20 protein-coding genes are annotated in these 20,184 nt (G+C 60.9%); 18 read left to right on the forward strand and 2 right to left on the reverse strand.

Going from position 1 to position 20,184, the window contains the following annotated elements:
* The first annotated feature begins 21 nt into the window (after window positions 1-21).
* From NQ490_RS08270 to NQ490_RS08330, 13 genes are all read left to right on the forward strand, one after another.
* Window positions 22-1,242 carry a nucleotide sugar dehydrogenase gene (locus NQ490_RS08270; protein WP_007047895.1) on the forward strand — a complete coding sequence of 407 codons (1,221 nt, stop codon included), beginning with the start codon at window positions 22-24 and terminating at the stop codon, window positions 1,240-1,242.
* 21 nt (window positions 1,243-1,263) lie between these two features.
* Window positions 1,264-2,361, forward strand: coding sequence for a non-hydrolyzing UDP-N-acetylglucosamine 2-epimerase (gene wecB, locus NQ490_RS08275; RefSeq protein ID WP_040918382.1), 1,098 nt, complete (start codon window positions 1,264-1,266; stop codon window positions 2,359-2,361).
* A 29-nt stretch (window positions 2,362-2,390) separates the two neighbouring features.
* Window positions 2,391-3,548, forward strand: a complete 1,158-nt coding sequence (locus NQ490_RS08280; protein ID WP_040918380.1) for a glycosyltransferase — start codon at window positions 2,391-2,393, stop codon at window positions 3,546-3,548.
* A gap of 35 nt (window positions 3,549-3,583) precedes the next feature.
* On the forward strand, window positions 3,584-4,597 hold the full coding sequence (locus tag NQ490_RS08285) for a hypothetical protein (protein WP_040918378.1): 1,014 nt from the start codon (window positions 3,584-3,586) through the stop codon (window positions 4,595-4,597).
* 53 nt (window positions 4,598-4,650) lie between these two features.
* Window positions 4,651-6,102, forward strand: coding sequence for a lipopolysaccharide biosynthesis protein (locus NQ490_RS08290; protein ID WP_007047891.1), 1,452 nt, complete (start codon window positions 4,651-4,653; stop codon window positions 6,100-6,102).
* A 43-nt stretch (window positions 6,103-6,145) separates the two neighbouring features.
* Window positions 6,146-7,234, forward strand: a complete 1,089-nt coding sequence (locus tag NQ490_RS08295) for an NAD-dependent epimerase/dehydratase family protein (protein WP_007047890.1) — start codon at window positions 6,146-6,148, stop codon at window positions 7,232-7,234.
* Between the two features lie 91 nt (window positions 7,235-7,325).
* Entirely contained in the window at window positions 7,326-9,161 is a 1,836-nt protein-coding gene (asnB, locus tag NQ490_RS08300) for an asparagine synthase (glutamine-hydrolyzing) (RefSeq protein ID WP_242655011.1), read from the forward strand.
* A gap of 72 nt (window positions 9,162-9,233) precedes the next feature.
* Window positions 9,234-10,466 (forward strand): nucleotide sugar dehydrogenase, encoded by a 1,233-nt coding sequence (locus NQ490_RS08305; protein WP_007047888.1) that lies wholly within the window; start codon window positions 9,234-9,236, stop codon window positions 10,464-10,466.
* Window positions 10,467-10,600: 134 nt separating this feature from the next.
* Entirely contained in the window at window positions 10,601-11,953 is a 1,353-nt protein-coding gene (locus NQ490_RS08310; RefSeq protein ID WP_007047887.1) for an MATE family efflux transporter, read from the forward strand.
* 165 nt (window positions 11,954-12,118) lie between these two features.
* Window positions 12,119-12,670, forward strand: coding sequence for a DUF3793 family protein (locus NQ490_RS08315; protein WP_007047886.1), 552 nt, complete (start codon window positions 12,119-12,121; stop codon window positions 12,668-12,670).
* Window positions 12,671-12,689: 19 nt separating this feature from the next.
* Window positions 12,690-13,115, forward strand: coding sequence for a flavodoxin (locus NQ490_RS08320; protein WP_007047885.1), 426 nt, complete (start codon window positions 12,690-12,692; stop codon window positions 13,113-13,115).
* 139 nt (window positions 13,116-13,254) lie between these two features.
* Window positions 13,255-13,458 carry a helix-turn-helix transcriptional regulator gene (locus NQ490_RS08325; protein ID WP_007047884.1) on the forward strand — a complete coding sequence of 68 codons (204 nt, stop codon included), beginning with the start codon at window positions 13,255-13,257 and terminating at the stop codon, window positions 13,456-13,458.
* Window positions 13,455-13,877 carry a hypothetical protein gene (locus NQ490_RS08330; RefSeq protein WP_007047883.1) on the forward strand — a complete coding sequence of 141 codons (423 nt, stop codon included), beginning with the start codon at window positions 13,455-13,457 and terminating at the stop codon, window positions 13,875-13,877. The genes NQ490_RS08325 and NQ490_RS08330 overlap by 4 nt, the downstream gene beginning before the upstream one ends.
* A 48-nt stretch (window positions 13,878-13,925) precedes the next feature.
* On the opposite strand, the gene NQ490_RS08335 is transcribed toward NQ490_RS08330, so the two are convergent.
* Together NQ490_RS08335 and NQ490_RS08340 are read right to left on the reverse strand one after the other, a co-directional pair.
* Window positions 13,926-14,903, reverse strand: coding sequence for a transketolase family protein (locus NQ490_RS08335; RefSeq protein WP_007047882.1), 978 nt, complete (start codon window positions 14,901-14,903; stop codon window positions 13,926-13,928).
* Window positions 14,896-15,765 carry a transketolase gene (locus NQ490_RS08340; RefSeq protein ID WP_007047881.1) on the reverse strand — a complete coding sequence of 290 codons (870 nt, stop codon included), beginning with the start codon at window positions 15,763-15,765 and terminating at the stop codon, window positions 14,896-14,898. Before NQ490_RS08340 ends, NQ490_RS08335 begins: the two co-directional genes overlap by 8 nt.
* Window positions 15,766-16,096: 331 nt before the next feature.
* Here NQ490_RS08340 and NQ490_RS08345 point away from each other — a divergent pair, with 331 nt between their 5' ends.
* The 5 genes from NQ490_RS08345 to NQ490_RS08365 all read left to right on the forward strand — a co-directional run bounded on the left by NQ490_RS08345 (window position 16,097) and on the right by NQ490_RS08365 (window position 20,177).
* Window positions 16,097-16,255 carry a hypothetical protein gene (locus tag NQ490_RS08345; RefSeq protein ID WP_007047879.1) on the forward strand — a complete coding sequence of 53 codons (159 nt, stop codon included), beginning with the start codon at window positions 16,097-16,099 and terminating at the stop codon, window positions 16,253-16,255.
* Window positions 16,256-16,332: 77 nt separating this feature from the next.
* A complete protein-coding gene (gene cls, locus NQ490_RS08350; protein ID WP_007047878.1) occupies window positions 16,333-17,892 on the forward strand; it encodes a cardiolipin synthase in 1,560 nt (519 codons plus the stop codon).
* A gap of 135 nt (window positions 17,893-18,027) precedes the next feature.
* Complete coding sequence (locus NQ490_RS08355) at window positions 18,028-18,450, forward strand: sigma-70 RNA polymerase sigma factor region 4 domain-containing protein (RefSeq protein WP_007047876.1); 423 nt, start codon at window positions 18,028-18,030, stop codon at window positions 18,448-18,450.
* A 138-nt stretch (window positions 18,451-18,588) separates the two neighbouring features.
* Complete coding sequence (locus tag NQ490_RS08360) at window positions 18,589-20,004, forward strand: hypothetical protein (protein ID WP_259951085.1); 1,416 nt, start codon at window positions 18,589-18,591, stop codon at window positions 20,002-20,004.
* Entirely contained in the window at window positions 20,004-20,177 is a 174-nt protein-coding gene (locus NQ490_RS08365) for a hypothetical protein (protein WP_007048290.1), read from the forward strand. Before NQ490_RS08360 ends, NQ490_RS08365 begins: the two co-directional genes overlap by 1 nt.
* Window positions 20,178-20,184 lie beyond the last annotated feature (7 nt).

A 20,184-nucleotide genomic window follows, 5' to 3' on the forward strand; every position in this document is an offset into this window, starting at 1 on the left:
CAGCAGGCAAAGGAGAAAAAAATGATCAATGTAATTGGTTTGGGTTATATCGGACTGCCCACCGCGCTGATGATGGCTTCCCACGGTGTGGAAGTGGTGGGCACGGACTACAATGCCGAACTGGTGGCTACGCTGAACCACGGCCACACCACCTTCAAGGAGAAGGGCCTGGATGAACTGTTCCGGAACGCCCTGCAGGCCGGCATCCGCTTTACCACCGAGTATCAGAAGACCGATACCTACATCATCTCGGTGCCCACCCCCTACGACAAGTTCAGCAAGAAGGTGGACGCCTGCTATGTGGTGGCTGCCGTAAAGAGCGTCATGGAAGTCTGCCCCAAGGGGGCCACGGTGGTCATCGAGTCCACCGTTTCCCCCGGCACCATCGACAAGTTCGTGCGGCCGGTCATCGAGGCGGACGGCTTCCGCATCGGCCAGGACATTCACCTGGTCCACGCCCCCGAGCGCATCATCCCCGGCAACATGGTCTATGAGCTGCTGCACAACAACCGCACCATCGGCGCCGACGAGCGCGACATCGGCGAACAGGTCAAAAAGCTCTATGCTTCCTTCTGCCAGGGGGAGATCGTCGTCACCGACATCCGCACCGCCGAGATGACCAAGGTGGTGGAAAATACCTTCCGCGCCGTCAACATCGCCTTTGCCAATGAGCTGGCCAAGATCTGCCGCCATGACAACATGGATGTCTACGAGATCATCCGTATCTGCAACATGCATCCCCGGGTCAACATCCTGCAGCCCGGCCCCGGCGTGGGCGGCCACTGCATCAGCGTGGACCCGTGGTTCCTGGTGGGGGATTATCCCAGCCTGGCCAAGGTCATCGATGAGTCGATGAAAACCAACGACGGCATGCCGGATTTTGTGCTGGGGCGCATCCACACCATCATGAAGGAAAAGGGAATGACCGACATCGGCCGGGTGGGCCTGTACGGTCTGACCTACAAGGAAAACGTGGATGATATGCGGGAATCCCCCACGCTGCAGCTGCTGGAAAGCCAGGAACGGCATCTGGCACCCACCCTCAAGGTCTATGATCCCTTCATCCGGCAGGACGTGGTGGAACACCAGTACCATGATCTGGATGCCTTCCTGGCAGATGTGGACTTTGTGGTCATCATGGTCAAGCATGACGAGATCCGGGACAACATGGACAAGCTCGCCGGCAAGATCGTTCTGGACTGCCACAACATCTGCCATCTGCCCGGCGTCTATCACCTGTAAATGAAAGAGGCGGTCTGCTCCATGAAAAAGGTCATGCTGGTTTTCGGCACTCGGCCCGAAGCCATCAAAATGTGCCCCCTGGTCAATGAACTCAAGGGGCGTTCCGGCATCCGGACGCTGGTCTGCGTCACCGGCCAGCACCGCCAGATGCTGGACCAGGTGCTGGAAGCCTTCCGGGTGGTGCCGGATTACGATCTGTCCATCATGAAGGACCGCCAGACCCTCTTCGATGTGACCACCAGCATCCTGAACCGCATCAAACCGGTGCTGGAACAGGAACGCCCCGATGTGGTGCTGGTCCACGGCGATACCTCCACCACCTTTGCCACCGCCCTGGCCTGCTTCTATCTGCAGATCCCCGTGGGGCATGTGGAGGCCGGCCTGCGGACCTATAATCTGGCATCCCCCTATCCCGAGGAATTCAACCGCCAGGCGGTGAGCATCCTGGCCCGGTACAACTTTGCCCCCACCGAACTGTCCCGCCGGAACCTGCTGCGGGAGGGCAAAAAGCCGGAGTCCATCTATGTGACGGGCAACACTGCCATCGATGCCCTCAAGACCACCGTGCGGCCGGATTACACCCATCCGGAACTGGAATGGGCCGCCGGCAGCCGCCTGATCCTGCTCACCGCCCACCGCCGGGAAAATCTCGGCGAACCCATGCACCATATGTTCCGGGCCATCCGCCGCATCGTGGATGAGCACGAGGACCTGAAGGTCATTTACCCCATCCACATGAACCCCGTGGTGCGCCAGACCGCAAAGGAAATTTTTGGCGATGATGCCCGGTTCCATATCATTGAGCCCCTGGATGTGCTGGACTTCCACAACTTCCTGGCCCGCAGCTATCTGATCCTCACCGACAGCGGCGGCATCCAGGAGGAGGCCCCCTCCCTGGGCAAGCCGGTGCTCGTCATGCGGGACACCACCGAGCGCCCCGAAGGCATCGAGGCCGGGACCCTGAAACTGGTGGGCACCCGGGAAGATACCATCTACCGCGAATTCAAGCGCCTGCTGGAGGACCCCGCCGCCTACGAACGGATGGCCCATGCCTCCAACCCCTACGGCGATGGCCACGCCTGTGAGCGCATCGCCGACATCCTGTGCGAAGGATGCTGAGGAAAACTGCCGAAGGAGTGCCGGAAGCCATGCATGTCTGTTTTGTTGTTGAGGGGTATCCTGTACCGCAGGACCCGTTCATGCCCTTTATACGCAACACTGTGGCTGAAATGGCCCGGCAGGGGGTACAGTGTACCGTCATCGCGCCCCAAAGCGTGACCAGGGCCGTGATGCACAAGGTGCCGATCCGTCCCCGGCACTGGCAGGATGTGGTGGAACCCGGCCGGGCTGTGGTGGATATCTGGCAGCCCTGGTATATCACCCTGTCCAACAGGGGCGGGCGTTTCAACCTGGATCAGATGATCCGGGCGGCCCGAAAAGTCTATAGGACCCAAGTGAGCAAACAGTCCGTGGATCTGCTGTATGCCCACTTCTGGCATACAGGGGTGGCGGCGTCGTTGCTCGACGACGCCAAACCCCTTTTTGTCGCCTGCGGGGAAAGCAAAATTGCCGTGCAGGAGTGCTTTACGCCGCAGGAAATCCGGAAAATGCTGGATCAATTGTCCGGTACGATCTATGTCTCCACCAAATCCTACGAGGAATCCTTGAAGCTGGGACTGCAGCAGGAGGGCAAACCCTATGTGATCCTGCCCAACGGTTACGATCCGCAGCGGTTTCCGCCGATGGACCGGCAGGCGGCCCGGCAGAAGCTGGGCTGGCCCCAGGATGCCTGTGTGGCTGCGTTTGTGGGGGCGTTCGATGCCCGCAAGGGGGCTGCCCGCGTGAGCCAGGCCCTGACGGAGGTCAACCGTGCCCGGCCGGTGTATGCCTGCTTTATCGGCGATGGCCCCGAACGCCCGGACTGCCCGAATCTGCTGCATGCGGGCAGGGTGGACCATGCCCAGGTGGCGACCTACCTGAACGCGGCAGACTTTTTTGTGCTGCCCACCACCCATGAGGGGTGCTGCAATGCCATTATTGAGGCTCTGGCCTGCGGGCTGCCCGTTATCTCCTCCACGGGATCCTTCAACGACGATGTGCTGACGCCGGAAAATTCCATTCGCATCGACCCGATGGATGTCCAGGCCCTGGCCAAGGCCATCGACACCCTGGCCGCCGACCCGGAACGGCGCCGCGCTCTGGCTGCCGGCGCCCGGGCAACAGCTGCCGGACTGACCATAGAACAGCGGGTGCGCAGGCTCATTGCCTTTCTGGAGCAGATAGAGGACCAGCCGGAATGCGGTTGATTTCGCCTCCACAAACCGGCCGCAAGGGAGAGAAAATGGATAATAAGCGGGACAACTATAAATTCATCATTGTTGGGTATGGCAGCGGCGTATACGATTATATTTTTCGGGATGCGGACAAACTGCCCTACGCTGCCTATAACCATGGAATTGTTCTTGCGCCGCCAGCCAGAGCTCTGATGCGGATGCACCTTTCCACCAAGGTGAACCGGATCTTGCCACTTCCCTTTCGGGGAATATGGGGGAAGCTCTGGGTTCGGCAGCTTGAACAGCGGCTGGATGAAATGCATCTGGAGGGCAGGACACCCTGCTTCGTTCTGCTGGATATTCTTCTCTTTTTTGAACGGTTCGGATTCAGTCAGGCCATTCGGGAACGGTTCCCCCAGGCCAAAATCGTATATTACTTTACGGATCTGGTGGCCCTTGACCCGGAAAAGCAGAAACTGCTGGAGCGGGGAGGGGCGGACAGAATCTTGTCCTTCGACGGCGGAGATGCACAGCGCTATCATTTACAACAGCATAATCTGCCGTATTCCAGGCTGCAGAAGGAGTATCCGGATCAGGGACTGGTGTACGATATCTGCTTGATTGCAAAAGCCAAGGAACGTCTGCCGCAAATTTTGCAGGCATACGATTTTTTGCGTGCACAGGGGTTTCGCTGCGGCTTTTGGATCACAGAGGTGCCGACAGAAAAACGGCAATACGCCGACCAGATTTGTTACTGTGACGCAATGGATTATAAGGACTGTCTGCAAATTATTTCAAAATCAAAATGTATTTTGGAAATCATACAGGAAGGCAGTACCGGAAACACTTTGCGTGTGAATGAGGCGCTGGAGTTCAATAAGGTGTTGATTACCAACAATACGGGGGTAGTGCACAACGAACTGTATGACCCGCGGTATATGTTCTGTTATACCGATATCCGGGAACTTGACTGTGATAAGATCCGACAGATCCAGCAGGTCTCCTATACCACCCGCGATAAAATATCTGTGGAAAATTATTTGGAAGATGTGGCAAAAGCACTGGATGATCATGCCCCGTGACGGATGGCTGTATAGGAAGGTTGCCGCCTTTTTCAGTGCGTAAGAACGAGGATATGAAAATCAAGAATCTGTTTAAGAAAAAATGGTCGGCGGGGGTGATGGCCTCCATTGTATATACATTGGCTTCACTGTTCTCCCGAGGGCTTGCCATCATCACAACCCCTATTTTTACAAGAATCATGCCCCCGGATCAGATCGGCGTTGTGAGCTTGTACCAGTCATGGGCATCTATCATTGGAACATTCGGAACATTGGCGCTTACTTCGGGGGGCTTTCAGCTTTCTCTGCGGGAATTCGGGAAGGAAAGAAACCGATACGTTTCCTCTGTGTTGAGTCTGACGACGCTGGTTGCCCTTCTTCTCATGGTGGTGTATGCGGCAGCGCCCGGCTTTTGGAACGAGGTGACCGGCCTTCCCACCGCATTGATGATCCTGCTCTTGCTGCAGATGCTGCTCTCGCCGGCACAGGATTTCTGGCTGCTGCGACAGCGCTATGAGTATAAATACAAAATTGCGGGGCTGGTCACTTTCCTGTCCGCACTGGTGGCCAGCATAGTGGCCATCGGAGCGGTGGTAAAGGCGGCCGAAAATGGCGTACAGTCTCTGGGAGCTGTGCGTTTGTTTGCAACGTATGGGGTGTCGCTGACGTTGTCCCTGGTTCTCTGGATCTATATTTTCTGGAAAGGCAGGACGCTGTATTCGGGAAGATACTGGAGATTCTCCCTTTCCCTGAGCTTGCCGCTGATCGGCAATTCCATCGCCAGCCAGATCCTCGATGCGTCGGACCGGGCTATGATCAGCAAAATGGTGGGCAACAGCGCCGTGGGAATTTACAGCACCCTGTACACGGTTAGCTCTCTGTCCCTGATCGTCTGGGCCGCCATCAACTCCTCCTTTATCCCGTATCTGTATGAGAATATCGACAAGCCGGAAAAACGGGATCAGCTGCGCACCGCTTCTTCCGGTATCTTGGCATTGTTCTCCGTCATTGCTTTTCTGGCTACGATGCTGGCACCGGAAATCGTGCAGATTCTGGCCACAAAGCAATACTATGAGGCCATTTATATTATGCCGCCCATTGCTGCGGGTGTGTTCTTTACGGCGGTCTCCAACATGTATTCTAACGTGCTGATTTATTACCGCAAGACCCAGTTTATCATGATTTCCTCCGGTGTTGCCGCAGTATTGAATGTGGTGCTGAATTATATCGGCATCCAGCAGTTCGGTTATATCGCGGCGGCTTATACCACAATGATCTCTTATATGGTAATGGGAATCTCCCAGATGGTGGTCGCCACCAAAGTTTACAACAATACGGCGCAAAGCACGGGAAAGTTTGTTTACAATACAAAGCTGGTCGGTGGTATTCTGCTTCTGACGGCTGTGTGCTGCCTGAGCTGTCTGCTGCTGTATCGAACTACCCTGTTGCGCTATGTGATTCTTGCTGTGATTGTGGTGGTGCTTTTGATCAAGCGTGACGCGGTAATCCGACTGTTCAGGCGGTAAACGGGGAAACCGTGGCAAATCCGCAAGGAAGAAAGGAAAACATATGGCTGACGCAAAGGAACGATTCCAAAACAAAACCATCCTGATCACCGGCGCGGCCGGCTTCATCGGGGCGAATCTGGCCAAACGCCTGTTGCAGGGCGGGCCGACAGTGCGCGTGGTAGGACTGGACAACGTCAACGATTACTACGACGTTCGCATCAAGGAGGCACGTCTGGCGGAACTTGCCCGGTACGAAAACTTTGTGTTCGTCCGCGGCAACCTGGCGGACAAGGCGCTGGTCACCGGTTTGTTTGAACAGTACCGCCCGCAGATCGTTGTCAATCTGGCGGCCCAGGCGGGGGTACGGTATTCCATCCTGAATCCGGATGCCTATGTGGAGTCCAACCTCATCGGCTTTTACAACATTCTGGAAGCCTGCCGCCATTCCTGCGATGATGGCGCTGCCGGAGTGGAACACCTGGTCTATGCCAGCTCTTCCAGTGTCTACGGCTCCAACACCAAGGTGCCCTATTCCACCGACGACAAGGTGGACAACCCTGTCAGCCTGTATGCGGCCACCAAAAAATCCGACGAGCTGATGGCCCATGCCTATGCCAAACTGTATAACATCCCCTGTACGGGACTGCGCTTTTTTACCGTCTACGGCCCGGCGGGGCGCCCGGATATGGCCTATTTCGGCTTTACCGACAAACTGCGTGCCGGCAAGACCATCCAGATCTTCAACTACGGCCACTGCCAGAGGGACTTCACCTACATTGACGACATTGTGGAAGGTGTGGTCCGGGTCATGCAGAAACCGCCGGAAAAGAAAAACGGCCCCGACGGTCTGCCGGTGCCGCCGTATAAGCTTTACAACATCGGCAACAACCAGCCGGAAAATCTGCTGGATTTTGTGACCATCCTGCAGGAAGAACTGGTCCGCGCCGGGGTGCTGCCCGCCGACTATGACTTTGAGGCCCACAAGGAACTGGTGCCCATGCAGCCCGGGGATGTGCCGGTGACCTACGCCGACACGGCTCCCCTGGAACGGGATTTCGGCTTCAAGCCTAGCACGCCGCTGCGCACCGGCCTGCGCCGCTTTGCGGAATGGTACAAACAATTCTATCTGGCGGATACTTCCTGCCAGTAAGTGGACCTCCGGAGGTCTGGAAAGGGATACTATGTGCGGAATTGCCGGTTTTTGCAATTGGAAAGGTGACTGGTCCCGAAATATAGAGCATATGAAACGACGCATGCTCCATAGAGGCCCCGATGCAGGCGGCACCTATTGCTCCGAAGATGGCGCGGTAGTGTTGGGACACAGGCGGCTTTCCATCCTGGATCTGTCGGAAGCGGGCAGCCAGCCGATGACTTCCCATAGCGGCCGTTATGTTATCGTCTATAACGGAGAGATCTACAATCATCGCGCGTTGGCAGAGCAACTCCGGGCAGATGGTTACGTCTGTGAATTCCGCAGTACCTGCGATACCGAAGTCCTGTTGGAAGCAATCGAGGCATATGGTATCGAAAAAACGCTTTGCCTGGCAAAAGGCATGTTTGCGCTGGCGGTGTACGATACCCGGGAGAAAACACTGCAGCTGGCGCGGGACCGGATGGGAGAAAAACCGCTGTATTATGGCATGGTCAACGGCAGCTTTGTCTTCGCCTCCGACCTTGGCTGTATTTCGGTGCTGGATGGCTTCCAGAATCCCATCAACCGAAAAGTGCTGGACATCTATTTCTCCTACGGGTATATACCGGCTCCCCATACAATTTACGAGGGCATCTACAAGCTGGAACCGGGTTCTGTTCTGACGGTTTGCAGCCCTTACAACCAGTGGACTGAGACAAGGTACTGGGATATCCGGAATGTGGCCAGACAAGGACAGGCCAACCTGTTCTGTGGAACGGAAGAAGAGGCGGCCGACGAACTGGAGCGACTTCTGAAAGAGGCCATCCGGGAACAGATGGTGGCTGATGTGCCGGTGGGGGCGTTCCTGTCCTCGGGAATTGACAGCAGCGCTATTGTTGCTTTGATGCAGGCGGTTCACCAGGGAACAGTCAGAAGCTTTACCATCGGAACGGATTCCCGGAGCTTGAACGAAGCCGCCGAAGCCAAAGAGATTGCCCGCCACCTGGGAACGGAACACACAGAACTGTATATATCTCCGGCAGATGCCAAGGCCGTGATCCCCCAGCTGGGTGTGATGTACGGGGAGCCTTTTGCCGATGTATCCGAAATCCCCACCTATCTGGTCAGCCGGATGACCCGGGAACATGTGACGGTTTCCCTCAGTGGGGATGCGGGCGATGAACTTTTCAGTGGTTACAATTCCTATACCTTCGTGGAACGATACTGGAACTGGTCCAGAACGGTGCCTCATGCACTGTGGGAACCGATATCCAGGGGAATTCTGCGCACACCGCTGCAGAAAAATCATCTGCTGCGGATGATGGCCAAATATCTGGGGGCCCGTACACCGGAGGAACTGTATGTCCGTGGGGAGACAAGGGATCCGTACTCCCTGACGCTGGCCAGAGAACATGAGCTCTGTCCCTATGCACACAGTGAATACCCCAGCGGCTTTATGCCGCAAAAGGTCCACAACATTATGCTGATGAACCAGCTGATGTATTTGCCGGATGATATTCTGGTCAAGGTGGACAGGGCCGCCATGGCGGTGTCCCTGGAAACGCGTGTTCCGTTTTTGGACCGGGATGTGGTGGAATTTGCCTGGTCGCTTCCCTTGGGGTATCTGCGCCAGAACGGTGTGGGCAAGCAGGTACTGCGCCGAGTGTTGTATCGCTATGTGCCCCGGGAACTGATGGAACGACCGAAAAAAGGCTTTTCCATTCCCATCGAAAAATGGCTTCTGGAGCCGGAACTGCGGTCCTGGGCCGAGAGCCTTCTGGATCCCGCTCGGATCCGGCAGCAGGGACTGCTCAACGCGGAGGCAGTACAGAAAATGTGGTCGGATTTTGTCCACAAAGGACAGTGGGAACGGCAGATTTGGTTTGTACTGATGTTCCAGCAGTGGATGGACTCCCGTGGACGCACAGAGATATCGTTCAACTGAAAAGGAAAAGACGCCCCACCGGGCGACCGTTGGAAAACTTGTTTGATTTTGCGAAAAGACGAGGGAAAAACGATGAAAATTGCAGTTGCAGGTACCGGGTATGTGGGACTGTCCATTGCCACGCTGCTGGCCCAGCATCACCACGTGACGGCGGTGGACATCCTGCCGGAAAAGGTGGAAAAGATCAACCGGCGGGAATCCCCCATCCAGGACGACTACATCGAGAAATACCTGGCGGAAAAGCCCCTGGACCTCACCGCCACCCTGGACGCGGAAGCCGCCTACCGGGATGCCGAGTTCGTCGTCATTGCGGCGCCCACCAACTATGACAGCAAGAAGAACTTCTTCGATACCTCGGCGGTGGAGACGGTCATCGACCTGGTCATGAAGGCCAACCCCGACGCCATCATGGTCATCAAATCCACCATCCCCGTGGGCTATACCGAGCAGATCCGCCGGAAGACCGGCAGCAAAAATATCCTCTTCAGCCCGGAGTTCCTGCGGGAGAGCAAGGCCCTCTACGACAATCTCTACCCCAGCCGCATCATCGTGGGCACCGACAAAAACGACCCGCGCCTGATGGAAAAGGCCCACGTCTTTGCGGGGCTGCTCCAGGAGGGGGCCATCAAAGAGAACATCGATACCCTTTTCATGGGCTTCACCGAGGCGGAGGCCGTCAAGCTCTTCGCCAACACCTATCTGGCCCTGCGGGTGAGCTACTTCAACGAGCTGGACACCTATGCCGAGTCCAAGGGGCTGAACACCCGGGACATCATCGACGGCGTATGTCTCGACCCCCGCATCGGCAACCACTACAACAACCCCAGCTTCGGCTACGGCGGCTACTGCCTGCCCAAGGACACCAAGCAGCTGCTGGCCAACTATGCCGATGTGCCGGAGAATCTCATCGAGGCCATTGTTGCCTCCAACCGCACCCGCAAGGACTTCATCGCCGACCGGGTGCTGGAGATCGCCGGCGCCTACGAGGCCAACAGCGACTACGACCCGACCCGGGAACACCCGGTGGTGGTGGGCGTCTACCGGCTGACCATGAAGTCCCACTCCGACAACTTCCGCCAGTCCTCCATCCAGGGGGTCATGAAGCGGATCAAGGCCAAAGGCGCCGAGGTCATCATCTACGAGCCCACCCTGGAGGACGGCACCACCTTCTTCGGCAGCAGGGTTGTCAACGACCTGTCCGCCTTCAAGGCCCAGAGCCAGGCCATCATCGCCAACCGCTATGACAGCTGCCTGGACGACGTCCAAGAAAAAGTCTATACCCGGGATCTGTTCCGCCGCGACTGAGCGGCCCCTCCCGGACTGTGGCGCTGCCTGCGGGCGGCGCCTTTTTTTGCGGCACCCTCTTGCGGAACGATCCCCGTTGGCCTATCATAGAAAAGGCGGCGGCAAGCCGCCCAAGACAGGGAGGAACCATACCCATGCAGACCCGATCACTGACCCGGGGGCCCATCACCCCCACGCTGCTGCGCTTTGCGCTGCCCATGATGCTGGGCAACCTGCTGCAGCAGCTCTACAACATCGCCGATACCCTCATCGTGGGCCGGTATGTGGGCGCCGACGCCCTGGCCGCCGTGGGTTCCGCCTACACCCTCATGACCTTCCTCACCTCCATCCTGCTGGGCCTCTCCATGGGCAGCGGCGTGGCGGTGTCCATCTCCTTCGGCCGCGGGGACGCCCCCCGCATGCGCCGGGAGATCTTCCTCTCCCTCTGCATGATCGGCGGCACCGCCGTGGTGCTCAACATCGCCGTCTTCCTGCTCATCGACCCCATCCTCTGGCTACTCCAGGTGCCCGCCGAGGTCCGCGGCCTCATGCGCACCTATCTGCTGGTCATCTTCGCCGGCATCGGCGGCACCTTCCTCTACAACTACTACGCCTGCCTGCTCCGGGCCGTGGGCGACTCGGTGCGGCCACTGCTCTTCCTGGGCTTCTCCGCCCTGCTCAACATCGTCCTGGACATCGCCTTCGTCCTGGGCCTGGGCTGGGGCGTGGCCGGGGCCGCCGGAGCCACCGTCCTGGCCCAGTGGCTCTCCGGCGCCGGGCTCTGCCTCTACGCCCTGGCCAGCCGCCGGGACCTCCGGTTCTCCCGCGCCGACGCCCGGTGGGACCGCCCCTGCGCCGCCCATGTCTTCCGCCTCTCCTTCATCACCGGCGCCCAGCAGTCCATCATGAACTTCGGCATCCTCATGGTCCAGGGCCGGGTCAACAGCTTTGGTCCTGCCGTCATGGCCGCCTTCGCCGCCGCCGTCAAGATCGACTCCTTCGCCTACATGCCGGTACAGGACTTCGGCAACGCCTTCTCCACCTTCATCGCCCAGAACTACGGCGCCGGTCAGTACACCCGCATCCGCCGCGGCACCCGCAGCGCCGTGGCCGTCAGCATGCTCTTCGGCGCGGCGGTCTCCGCCCTGGTCTTTGTCTTTGCCCGGCCGCTGATGCTCATCTTCGTCCAGCCCGGGGAGACCGAGATCCTCGCCGTGGGCGTCCAGTACCTGCGCACCGAGGGCGCCTTCTACTGCCTCATCGCCCTGCTGTTTTTGCTCTACGGCTTCTACCGGGCCATCGAACGCCCCGGCATGTCGGTGGTGCTCACCGTCATCTCCCTGGGCCTGCGGGTGGTGCTGGCCTACGCCCTCTCCGCCATTCCCGCCCTGGGCGCCGCCGGCATCTGGGTGTCCATCCCCATCGGCTGGGTCATCGCCGACCTGGCCGGCTGCCTGCCCATGGCCAAATTCTTCCGCACCCTGCCCCGGCAGGATGCCGCTGCCTGAATATAAAAGCCGCCCCGCCCCCTCTTGACAGCAGGGGACGGGGTGTGCTATACTGTGCACACGTTAGAGATAACTAACCAAAGCGTACCGGCGCTCATCCGGATTCTTTTTTGGACAAGGGTTAGATTAAACTAACTTATAGAACGAGAGGAAAGGAGACATCCTATGTGTGAGGAACTGATGGTCCGCCATGGGGCGCCCACCCTGGCCGGGCTGAAAACCGGCAGTCTGTTCCGCTGTCCCTTCGCGGGGGAGCGGGCCATGCAGGACTGCGTCCGCCACTGGAACCGGCGGCTGACCCCCAAGGGGCTGCGGCTGCTGCCCCTGCGCTGGCAGGACGGCCGGGCGCTGCTCTATCTCTACCGGCCGGCGCGGCTGGCCCGGGACTTGCAGTGTCCCGAAGCCCGGGCCCTGCTGGCCCCCCGGGGCTACTGCTGCGACGACCCCACCCGTTGTGTGGGGCGCTTGATGCAGCGGCTGCGGCAGGCGGAGGAGTTCCCCCACGAGATCGGTCTCTTTTTGAGTTACCCGCCGGAGGACGTGCGGGGGTTCATCCAGAGCCCGGCCTGCGGCTACAAGTGTGTGGGCTGCTGGAAGGTCTACGGCGACCCCCGGGCAGCCCAGCGGACCTTCGGACAGTACCGGCGGTGCACCGCCTGCTACCAGGCCCAACTGGCCCGGGGCACCGCCCTGGAGCGGCTGGCGGTGGCCGGCTGACAAGAAAGGAAGACAGGATATGGCAAAGATTGCAGTGGTCTATTGGAGCGGCACCGGCAACACCGAGGCCATGGCGGCCGCGGTAGCGGACGGCGCCCGGGATGTGGGGGCGGAGGTGACGCTGGTGACGGCGTCGGCCTTTGACGCGGCCCGGCTGGATGAGCTGGACGGGGTGGCCTTCGGCTGCCCGTCCATGGGCTGTGAGCAGCTGGAGGAGAGCGAGTTCGAGCCGCTGTTCGCCGCCTGTGAGGGCCGGCTGCAGGGCAAGCGGCTGGCACTGTTCGGCTCCTACGGCTGGGGCGACGGCGAATGGATGCGAAGCTGGGAGGAGACCTGCCGCGGCGACGGCGCTGTCCTGGCCGACGGCCCGGTGATCTGCCAGGGGTCCCCCGACGAGGACACCCTGACCGCCTGCCGGGCCCTGGGCGCGGCGCTGGCCGGATAAAACACAACCACCCCCGCAGATTTCTGCGGGGGTGGTTTTTGAAGAAAAAATGGAAAGTACGCTTGACATTTTGCAACAGATGAGATATACTGCAAATGGAAAGTAAACTTTCCATAATCGCAGGAGGGAGGGAAAGTCTGTGAAAAACCGTTTGGAAGAGATCCGCAAAAGCCGGGGCATCCGTCAGGAGGAACTGGCGGCGGCACTTTCGGTTTCCCGGCAGACCATCGGCTCGCTGGAAAACGGGCGCTACAATCCGTCCATCTTGCTCGCGTTCAAAATTGCACGGTATTTCGGCATGCAGATCGAGGACATCTTTATCTACGAGGAGGAACCGCTATGAAACAGGATCGGAAAGACGTGGCTTGCCTTGTGCTGGGCGTTCTGCTGCTGGGGGCTGCGGCCCTGATGCTGCACCTGACGCTGCCGGTGCCCCGGACGCTGCCCTTTGTCTGTCTGGGCGTGGGGGCCGGACTGCTGGGACAGGGGATCGGACAGATGGTACAGCGACAGGCTTTGCAGTGTGACCCGGAACTGGCCCGACGGCAGGCCATCGAGGTCCAGGACGAGCGCAACGTCCAGCTGGCCCAGCGGGCCAAAGCCAGGGCCTTTGATCTGATGGTGTTCGTGTTCGGAGCGCTGCTGCTGGTCTTTGCCCTGATGCAGGTGGACTTGACAGTCATCCTGCTGCTGGTGGGGGCCTATCTGCTGGTGCAGGGGTATGCGGTATACTGCCGCATCCGGCTGGAAAAAGAGATGTGATACAAAAACGCCCCGGGGCCGCAAGGCTCCGGGGCGTTGGTGTGTGTGTTACTGGTTGGCGCTGTCGTCGGTGTTGTGGTCGGGGCGGACGATCTCCCGCACCGCGGCGGCGATGGCCTCGGCGGACAGGCCGTAGTCACGCAGCACCTCGTTGGCGGGGCCGGAGTGACCGAACTGGTCCTGGACGCCCAGGCGGCGGACATAGCAGGGCAGCTTCTCGCTGAGGACGCCGCAGACCGCTTCGCCCAGACCGCCGAGAACGTTGTGCTCCTCCACGGTGATGATGCGGCGGCATTCCCGGGCGGCGGTGAGGATGATCTCCTCGTCCAGCGGCTTGATGGTGGGCATGTTGATCACCCGCACGCTGATGCCCTGGCGCTTGGCCAGCACCGCGGCGCGCAGCGCCTCGCTGGTCATCAGGCCGGTGGAGATCACCGCGATGTCGTAGCCGTCGGTGAGCTTTTCGCCCTTGCCGATCTGGAACTCGTAGGTCTCGGGGTCATGGAAGACCGGGGAGGGCAGGCGGGAGAACCGCAGGTAGACGGGGCCATTGTAGTTGTAGGCGGCGATGACCGCAGCGCGGGCTTCCACATCGTCGGCGGGGCTCAGGATGACCATGCCGGGGATGGTGCGCATGAGGGCGATGTCCTCGCAGCACTGGTGGGAGGCGCCGTCCTCGCCCACCGACAGACCGGCGTGGGTGGCGGCGATCTTCACGTTCAGGTGGGGATAGCCGATGGTGTTGCGGATCTGCTCGAAGGCACGGCCCGCGGCAAACATGGCGAAGCTGGACACAAAGGGCACATAGCCCATGGTGCTCATGCCGGCGGCCACGCCGATCATGTTCTGCTCGGCGATGCCGCAGTCAAAGTGGCGGTCGGGGTATTCCTTGCGGAAAATTTCCGTCTTGGTGGCGGCGGCGAGGTCGGCGTCAAACACGACCAGATTGTCGGCCCCCTGACGGGCCAGTTCCACCAGCGTGTTGCCGTAGCTTACGCGGGTCGCAATTTTCTTCATCTCAGCCATTGTTGAGCTCGATCTCCTTTTCCAGCGATTCGTGGGCTGCGCGCAGCTCTTCCATCGCTTTCTCGTATTCCTCGTCGTTGGGGGCCTTGCCGTGCCATTCCACGGCGTTCTGCATGTAACTGACGCCCTGTCCCTTGATGGTCCGCAGCAGGAAGCAGGTGGGCTTGCCGCTGCCGTGGGACAGATCAAACATCTTGAAGGCCTGCTCCAGCTCCGCAAAGGAGTTGCCGTTGCAGACGATGGTGTTGAAGCCGAAGGCATCCATCTTGCGGTCCAGCGGCTCGGAGTTCATCACGTCCCGGGTGGCGCCGTCGATCTGCAGGCCGTTGACGTCGATCATGATGCAGAGGTTGTCCAGCTTGTAGTGGTTGGCAAACATGAAGGCTTCCCAGCACTGACCCTCGTCGATCTCACCGTCGCCCAGCAGGGTGTAGACGTTGATGTCGCTGCCCTGCTGCTTGGCACCCAGCGCCATGCCGCAGGCGGCCGAAACGCCCTGGCCCAGGCTGCCGGTGGACATATCCACACCGGGCACGGTGTTCATGTTGGGGTGCCCCTGCAGGTAGCTGTTGGAGTGACGCAGGGTGGGCAGGTCCGCTACCGGGAAAAATCCCCGCTCTGCCAGCGCCGCGTACAGCGCGGGTGCGCAATGGCCTTTGCTGAGCACGAAGCGGTCCCGGTTGGGATCCTGGGGCTGTTCGGGGTCGATGCGCATCTCACGGAAGTACAGATATGTCAGAACATCCGCAGCAGACAGGCTGCCGCCCGGATGGCCGCACCCGGCGCCGTGGGTCGCTTCGATCACGCCCATCCGCACGCGGGTCGCAGTCAGCTTTAACTGCAGCGTTTCCAGTTTCGTCATAGTCAAGTTCCTCCGGTCCGTATCAAAAGTCCGACGGTACACACCGCCACGCAATATACTACCTTATATTATACACAAACCGACGCGGCTGGCAAGATTTTTTTTACAAATTTGGCCTTGTTTCGGCCGGTTTCGCCCCAAAACGGCCCGCTGCAGCGCCCCTTTTGTGCGTTGTGCCAAAAATCGGGGCGGTTTCGGGGCAAAGAACGGCGAATTGGTACTTGCACGCCGGGCCGAAGTGTGGCATAATTTGATGTAGAGCATGTCGCGGCCAACCCTTATATAGGGCAGCCATCCGGCTGTTGCACTATATTTTGGGGAGGAAACCACTATGCCTAACGGAATCTACATCCAGACCGAATATCACGGCAAACTGATCCGCAAGATCGTGTGCAACGGGGAAGAGCGATGGTTCATCGGCTCGGACTGCGCCGTGACCTTCCTGTCCATGGATGACTGCATGGCGGCCATTGACGCCTGCCGCGCCTGATTTCGCCCATTCGTCCACACCCCGCCCGCGGCTCCGCGGGCGGGGTGTGTTTTCATTTTTCAGCAATCGAGGTTTCTATGTCCGGCCATAAAGGTACCTGGCGCCATGTGGTGCGCAAACTTCTCTCCTTGATCTTCAGCCGTCTGGTGGTCACCGGCGTGCTGCTGCTCCTCCAGATCGTCTGGCTTTTCATCCTGTTCTATCGCCTCAGCGACTACGCCGTCTGGATCAACGGCGTGGGGCTGGCCCTCAGCGTCATCATGTGTCTGGCCCTCATCCGCCAGGACTCCACCGTGCCGGAATTCAAGATCAGCTGGCTCATCCTCTTCACCGTCATGCCGGTGCAGGGCGGACTGCTCTATCTGCTCTGGGGCGACAAGCGCCCCGCCATCCGGCTGCGCCACCGCATCGAGCGGGCGGAGGCGCGGTTCGCCCCGCTGCGCACCGCCGATCCCGCCGCCCAGGAGACGCTGGAACACCGGGATCCCCGGGCCGCCGAGACCGCCCGCTATGTGCGGGACTTTGCCCCTGCGCCGGTCTTTGACGGCACCGCCGTGCGGTACTACCCCAACGGCGAGTCCATGTTCGCCGACATGCTGCCCGCCCTGCAGGGGGCCGAGCACAGCATCTATGTGGAGAGCTTCATCATCGGCATGGGGGAGATGTGGGGCCAGATCCACGAGATCCTCCGCCAGAAGGCCGCTGCCGGCCTGGACGTGCGGGTGGTCTACGACGACGCGGGCTGCCTGAGCCTTTTGCCCCACAACTACGACGAGACCCTGCAGGCGGAGGGCATCCGGGCCTTCTCCTTCAATCGGTGCGTGCCGCTGCTGAATTTGGTGATGAACAACCGGGACCACCGCAAGATCATGGTCATCGACGGGCGGATCGCCTTCACGGGCGGCGTCAACCTGGCCGACGAGTACATCAACAAGCTGGTGCGGTTCGGCTACTGGAAGGACAGCGGCGTCCGGCTGGAAGGCCCCGCCGCCCGCAGCTTCGCCAACATCTTCCTGGCCTTCTGGCAGGCCCACTACCCCCGGGAGGTCATCGACTTCGCCACCCTGCCTCCGGCGGCCCCCGTGGCCACCGACTGCCTGGTACAGCCCTTCGCCGACAGCCCTGTGGACCGGGAGACCGTGGCCAAGAACGTCTACCTGGAACTCATCAGCCAGGCCCGCCAGCGGCTGTACATCTGCACGCCCTACCTGATCCTGGACAACGACCTGCTCAGCGCCCTGCGGCTGGCCGCCAAGCGGGGGGTGGATGTGCGGATCTACACCCCCGGCATCCCCGACAAACCCACCATCTACCTGCTGACCAAGAGCTACTTCCCCTCGCTGCTGCGGGCCGGGGTGAAGATCTACCGCTATGTGCCGGGCTTCCTCCACGCCAAGACCTGGCTCTGCGACGACCGGGTGGCCGCCGTGGGCACCGTCAATCTGGACTACCGCAGCCTCTACCTCCACTTCGAGTGCAGCGCCCTGCTCTACGGCGGCAAGGTATTGGAGGATATTCGCGCCGACTTCGCCGCCATCGAAGCGGAGTGCGAGCCGGTGGGACTGGAGGACTGCCGCACCGGCTTCCTGGGGACCCTGCACAGCGCCATCCTGCGCCTGCTGGCGCCCCTGTGCTGAATAAGACCTATAAACGGGACTGTCTTCGGACAGTCCCGTTTTTTGTATTGACAACTTCCGGTTGTTGGTCTAAGATGGGAAGAACCAACAAAGTGTATCGGCACCCAATCAATATGGACTAGAAGGAGGAGCGCCATGACCTATCAGGAAAAAATCGCGTGGCTGGGACAATACCGCGCGTCGGTGCGCCGGGAGCAGATGCTGGAAGGCGAACTGGAGATGATGCGGGCCGCCGCCGAGCGGGTGACCGCCTGTCTGAGCGGCATGCCGGGGGCGGGCAGCGACACCGACCGGCTGCCCCGGGCGGTGGAACGTATCGAAGAGACGAGAAAAAAGCTGGAACAACAGATCGAAGACTGCGTGGAGCGCCGCTTTGCGGTGATGCAGGTGGTGGCGGCGGTCCAGGCCCCCGACGTGCAGGAAGTGCTGCGCCGCCGCTACATCCTGGGCCAGAGCTACGGCGACATCGCCGACGCCATGGGGGTGGTGCTGCGCCGCGTCTACCAGATCCACCGCGCCGGGGTGCTGGCCTTGTCCCTGGAAGAAAAGGCTTCCTGATCTTTCCCGAAGACTTCGGGAAATTTCATTGAAATTCACAACTTAAAGTAGTAATATGGTACCGTTGAAACTCGTGGGAGGGCAAAGGCCCGGCCGCGGGTTTTTATTTTTGCCCCAGACCGGAAGGAGGGATGCCCCATGCACCCAGTACGCCCCCGCCCGCCGCGGTCCGCGGCGCGGCGGGCGGGGGATACCGCCCACCATCTTGCGGGAAAGGAGAATTTTTTGCAAAGCTATCTGGAACAAGCCTTTGGCAAGCACGATGTGACCTCGGCCAAAATGCGCGGGGCCCTGCGGGAATGGCTGGACCTGTACTACGGCGCGCCCCGCCCCGGCGAGGACCCCGCCCCGCGGCTGGCCGCCCTCATCGTGGCCAAGCTCTGCCGCACCGTCTTTGCCGAGTACGACGCCCGGCTGGACGGCGGGGCGGACGACTTCACGCGGGGCAGCCTGGCGGCCCTGGATGCCGTGCGCAAACTGGCCCTGCAGTATGCCCTCATCGGCGGGGAGTGCCTGCTCAAGCCGGTGCTCACCGGCAGCGCCCTGGATTTTGTGCCCATCCGGCGGGACTGCTACGTCCCCCTGGCCCGGGACGCCCACGGCCGTCTGCTGGCGGTGGGCACCATGGAATGCCACAGCCGGGGCGCCACCCGCTACGCCCTGCTGGAACGCCGGGTGGCCGGGCCCGACGGTCTCACCATCGAGACGCGGCTCTTTGAGCTCAACGGCCAGGCCCTGGGCCGCTGCGTGCCGCTGTCCACCCTGGACGCCTGCGCCGATCTGGTGCCCCAGCTCTTCCTGCCCGGCGTGCCGGGGGTGGGGCTGGCGGTGCTGCGCACCCCGCTGGCCAACTGCGTGGACGGCTCCGCCGACGCCGTGAGCATCTACGCCCCCGCGGCGGGACTGCTCCACGCCCTGGCCCGCTGCGAGGAACAGCTCAACCACGAGTTTTCCAACGGCGCCTCCCGGGTGTTCGCCTCGGAGGACCTGCTGCGCCCCGACGCCCGGGGCCGCCGCACCCTCCAGGACGACCTCTTCGTGGGGCTGCCCGACGACCCGGCCAACCTAGGGGTCACCGTCTACAGCCCGGCGCTGCGGGAACAGAGCTATCTGGCCCGCAAGCAGGACCTGCTGCGCGGGTGCGAAAGCCTGCTGGGTCTGCGCCGGGGTATCCTGAGCGAGACCGAGGCGGAGGCCGAACCCCGCACCGCCACCGAGATCGCCGCCACCTCGGTGGACTACGACCTGACCATCCGGGACCTGCAGGCCATGTGGCAAACCGCCGCCCGGGACGCCCTGACCATCTGCCAGGCTCTGGGCGGCCTCTACGGCCTGCGGGCCGCCGACGCCGCCCCCGTCACCCTGACCATCGACTGGGGCGACGGCGTGCTCTACGACCGCAGCCGCGTCTGGGAGGAGCAGCGCCAGCTGGTGGCGGACGGGCTGCTCCGCCCCGAACTGGCCCTGGCCTGGTACTACGGCCTGCCCCACGACACCGAGGCCGACCTGCGCCGCATCCGGGACCGCTTTATGCCGAAAGGAGGAACCCTCTGATGGAAGAACACAACCCCACTCCGGCGCCCTACGCCGCCGGTACCGGCACCGTGCCGGTGACCCCCGACCGGGATGCCTTTGAACGGATGGGCTACCGGGAACGGCTGGCCCTCAAGCGGGAGGACCCCGCGGGCTACGCCGCCCTGCGCCAGACCCCCGGCAACGACCGCTGACACCCTG

Source organism: Subdoligranulum variabile, from assembly GCF_025152575.1.
Classification (GTDB): Bacteria; Bacillota; Clostridia; order Oscillospirales; family Ruminococcaceae; genus Gemmiger; species Gemmiger variabilis.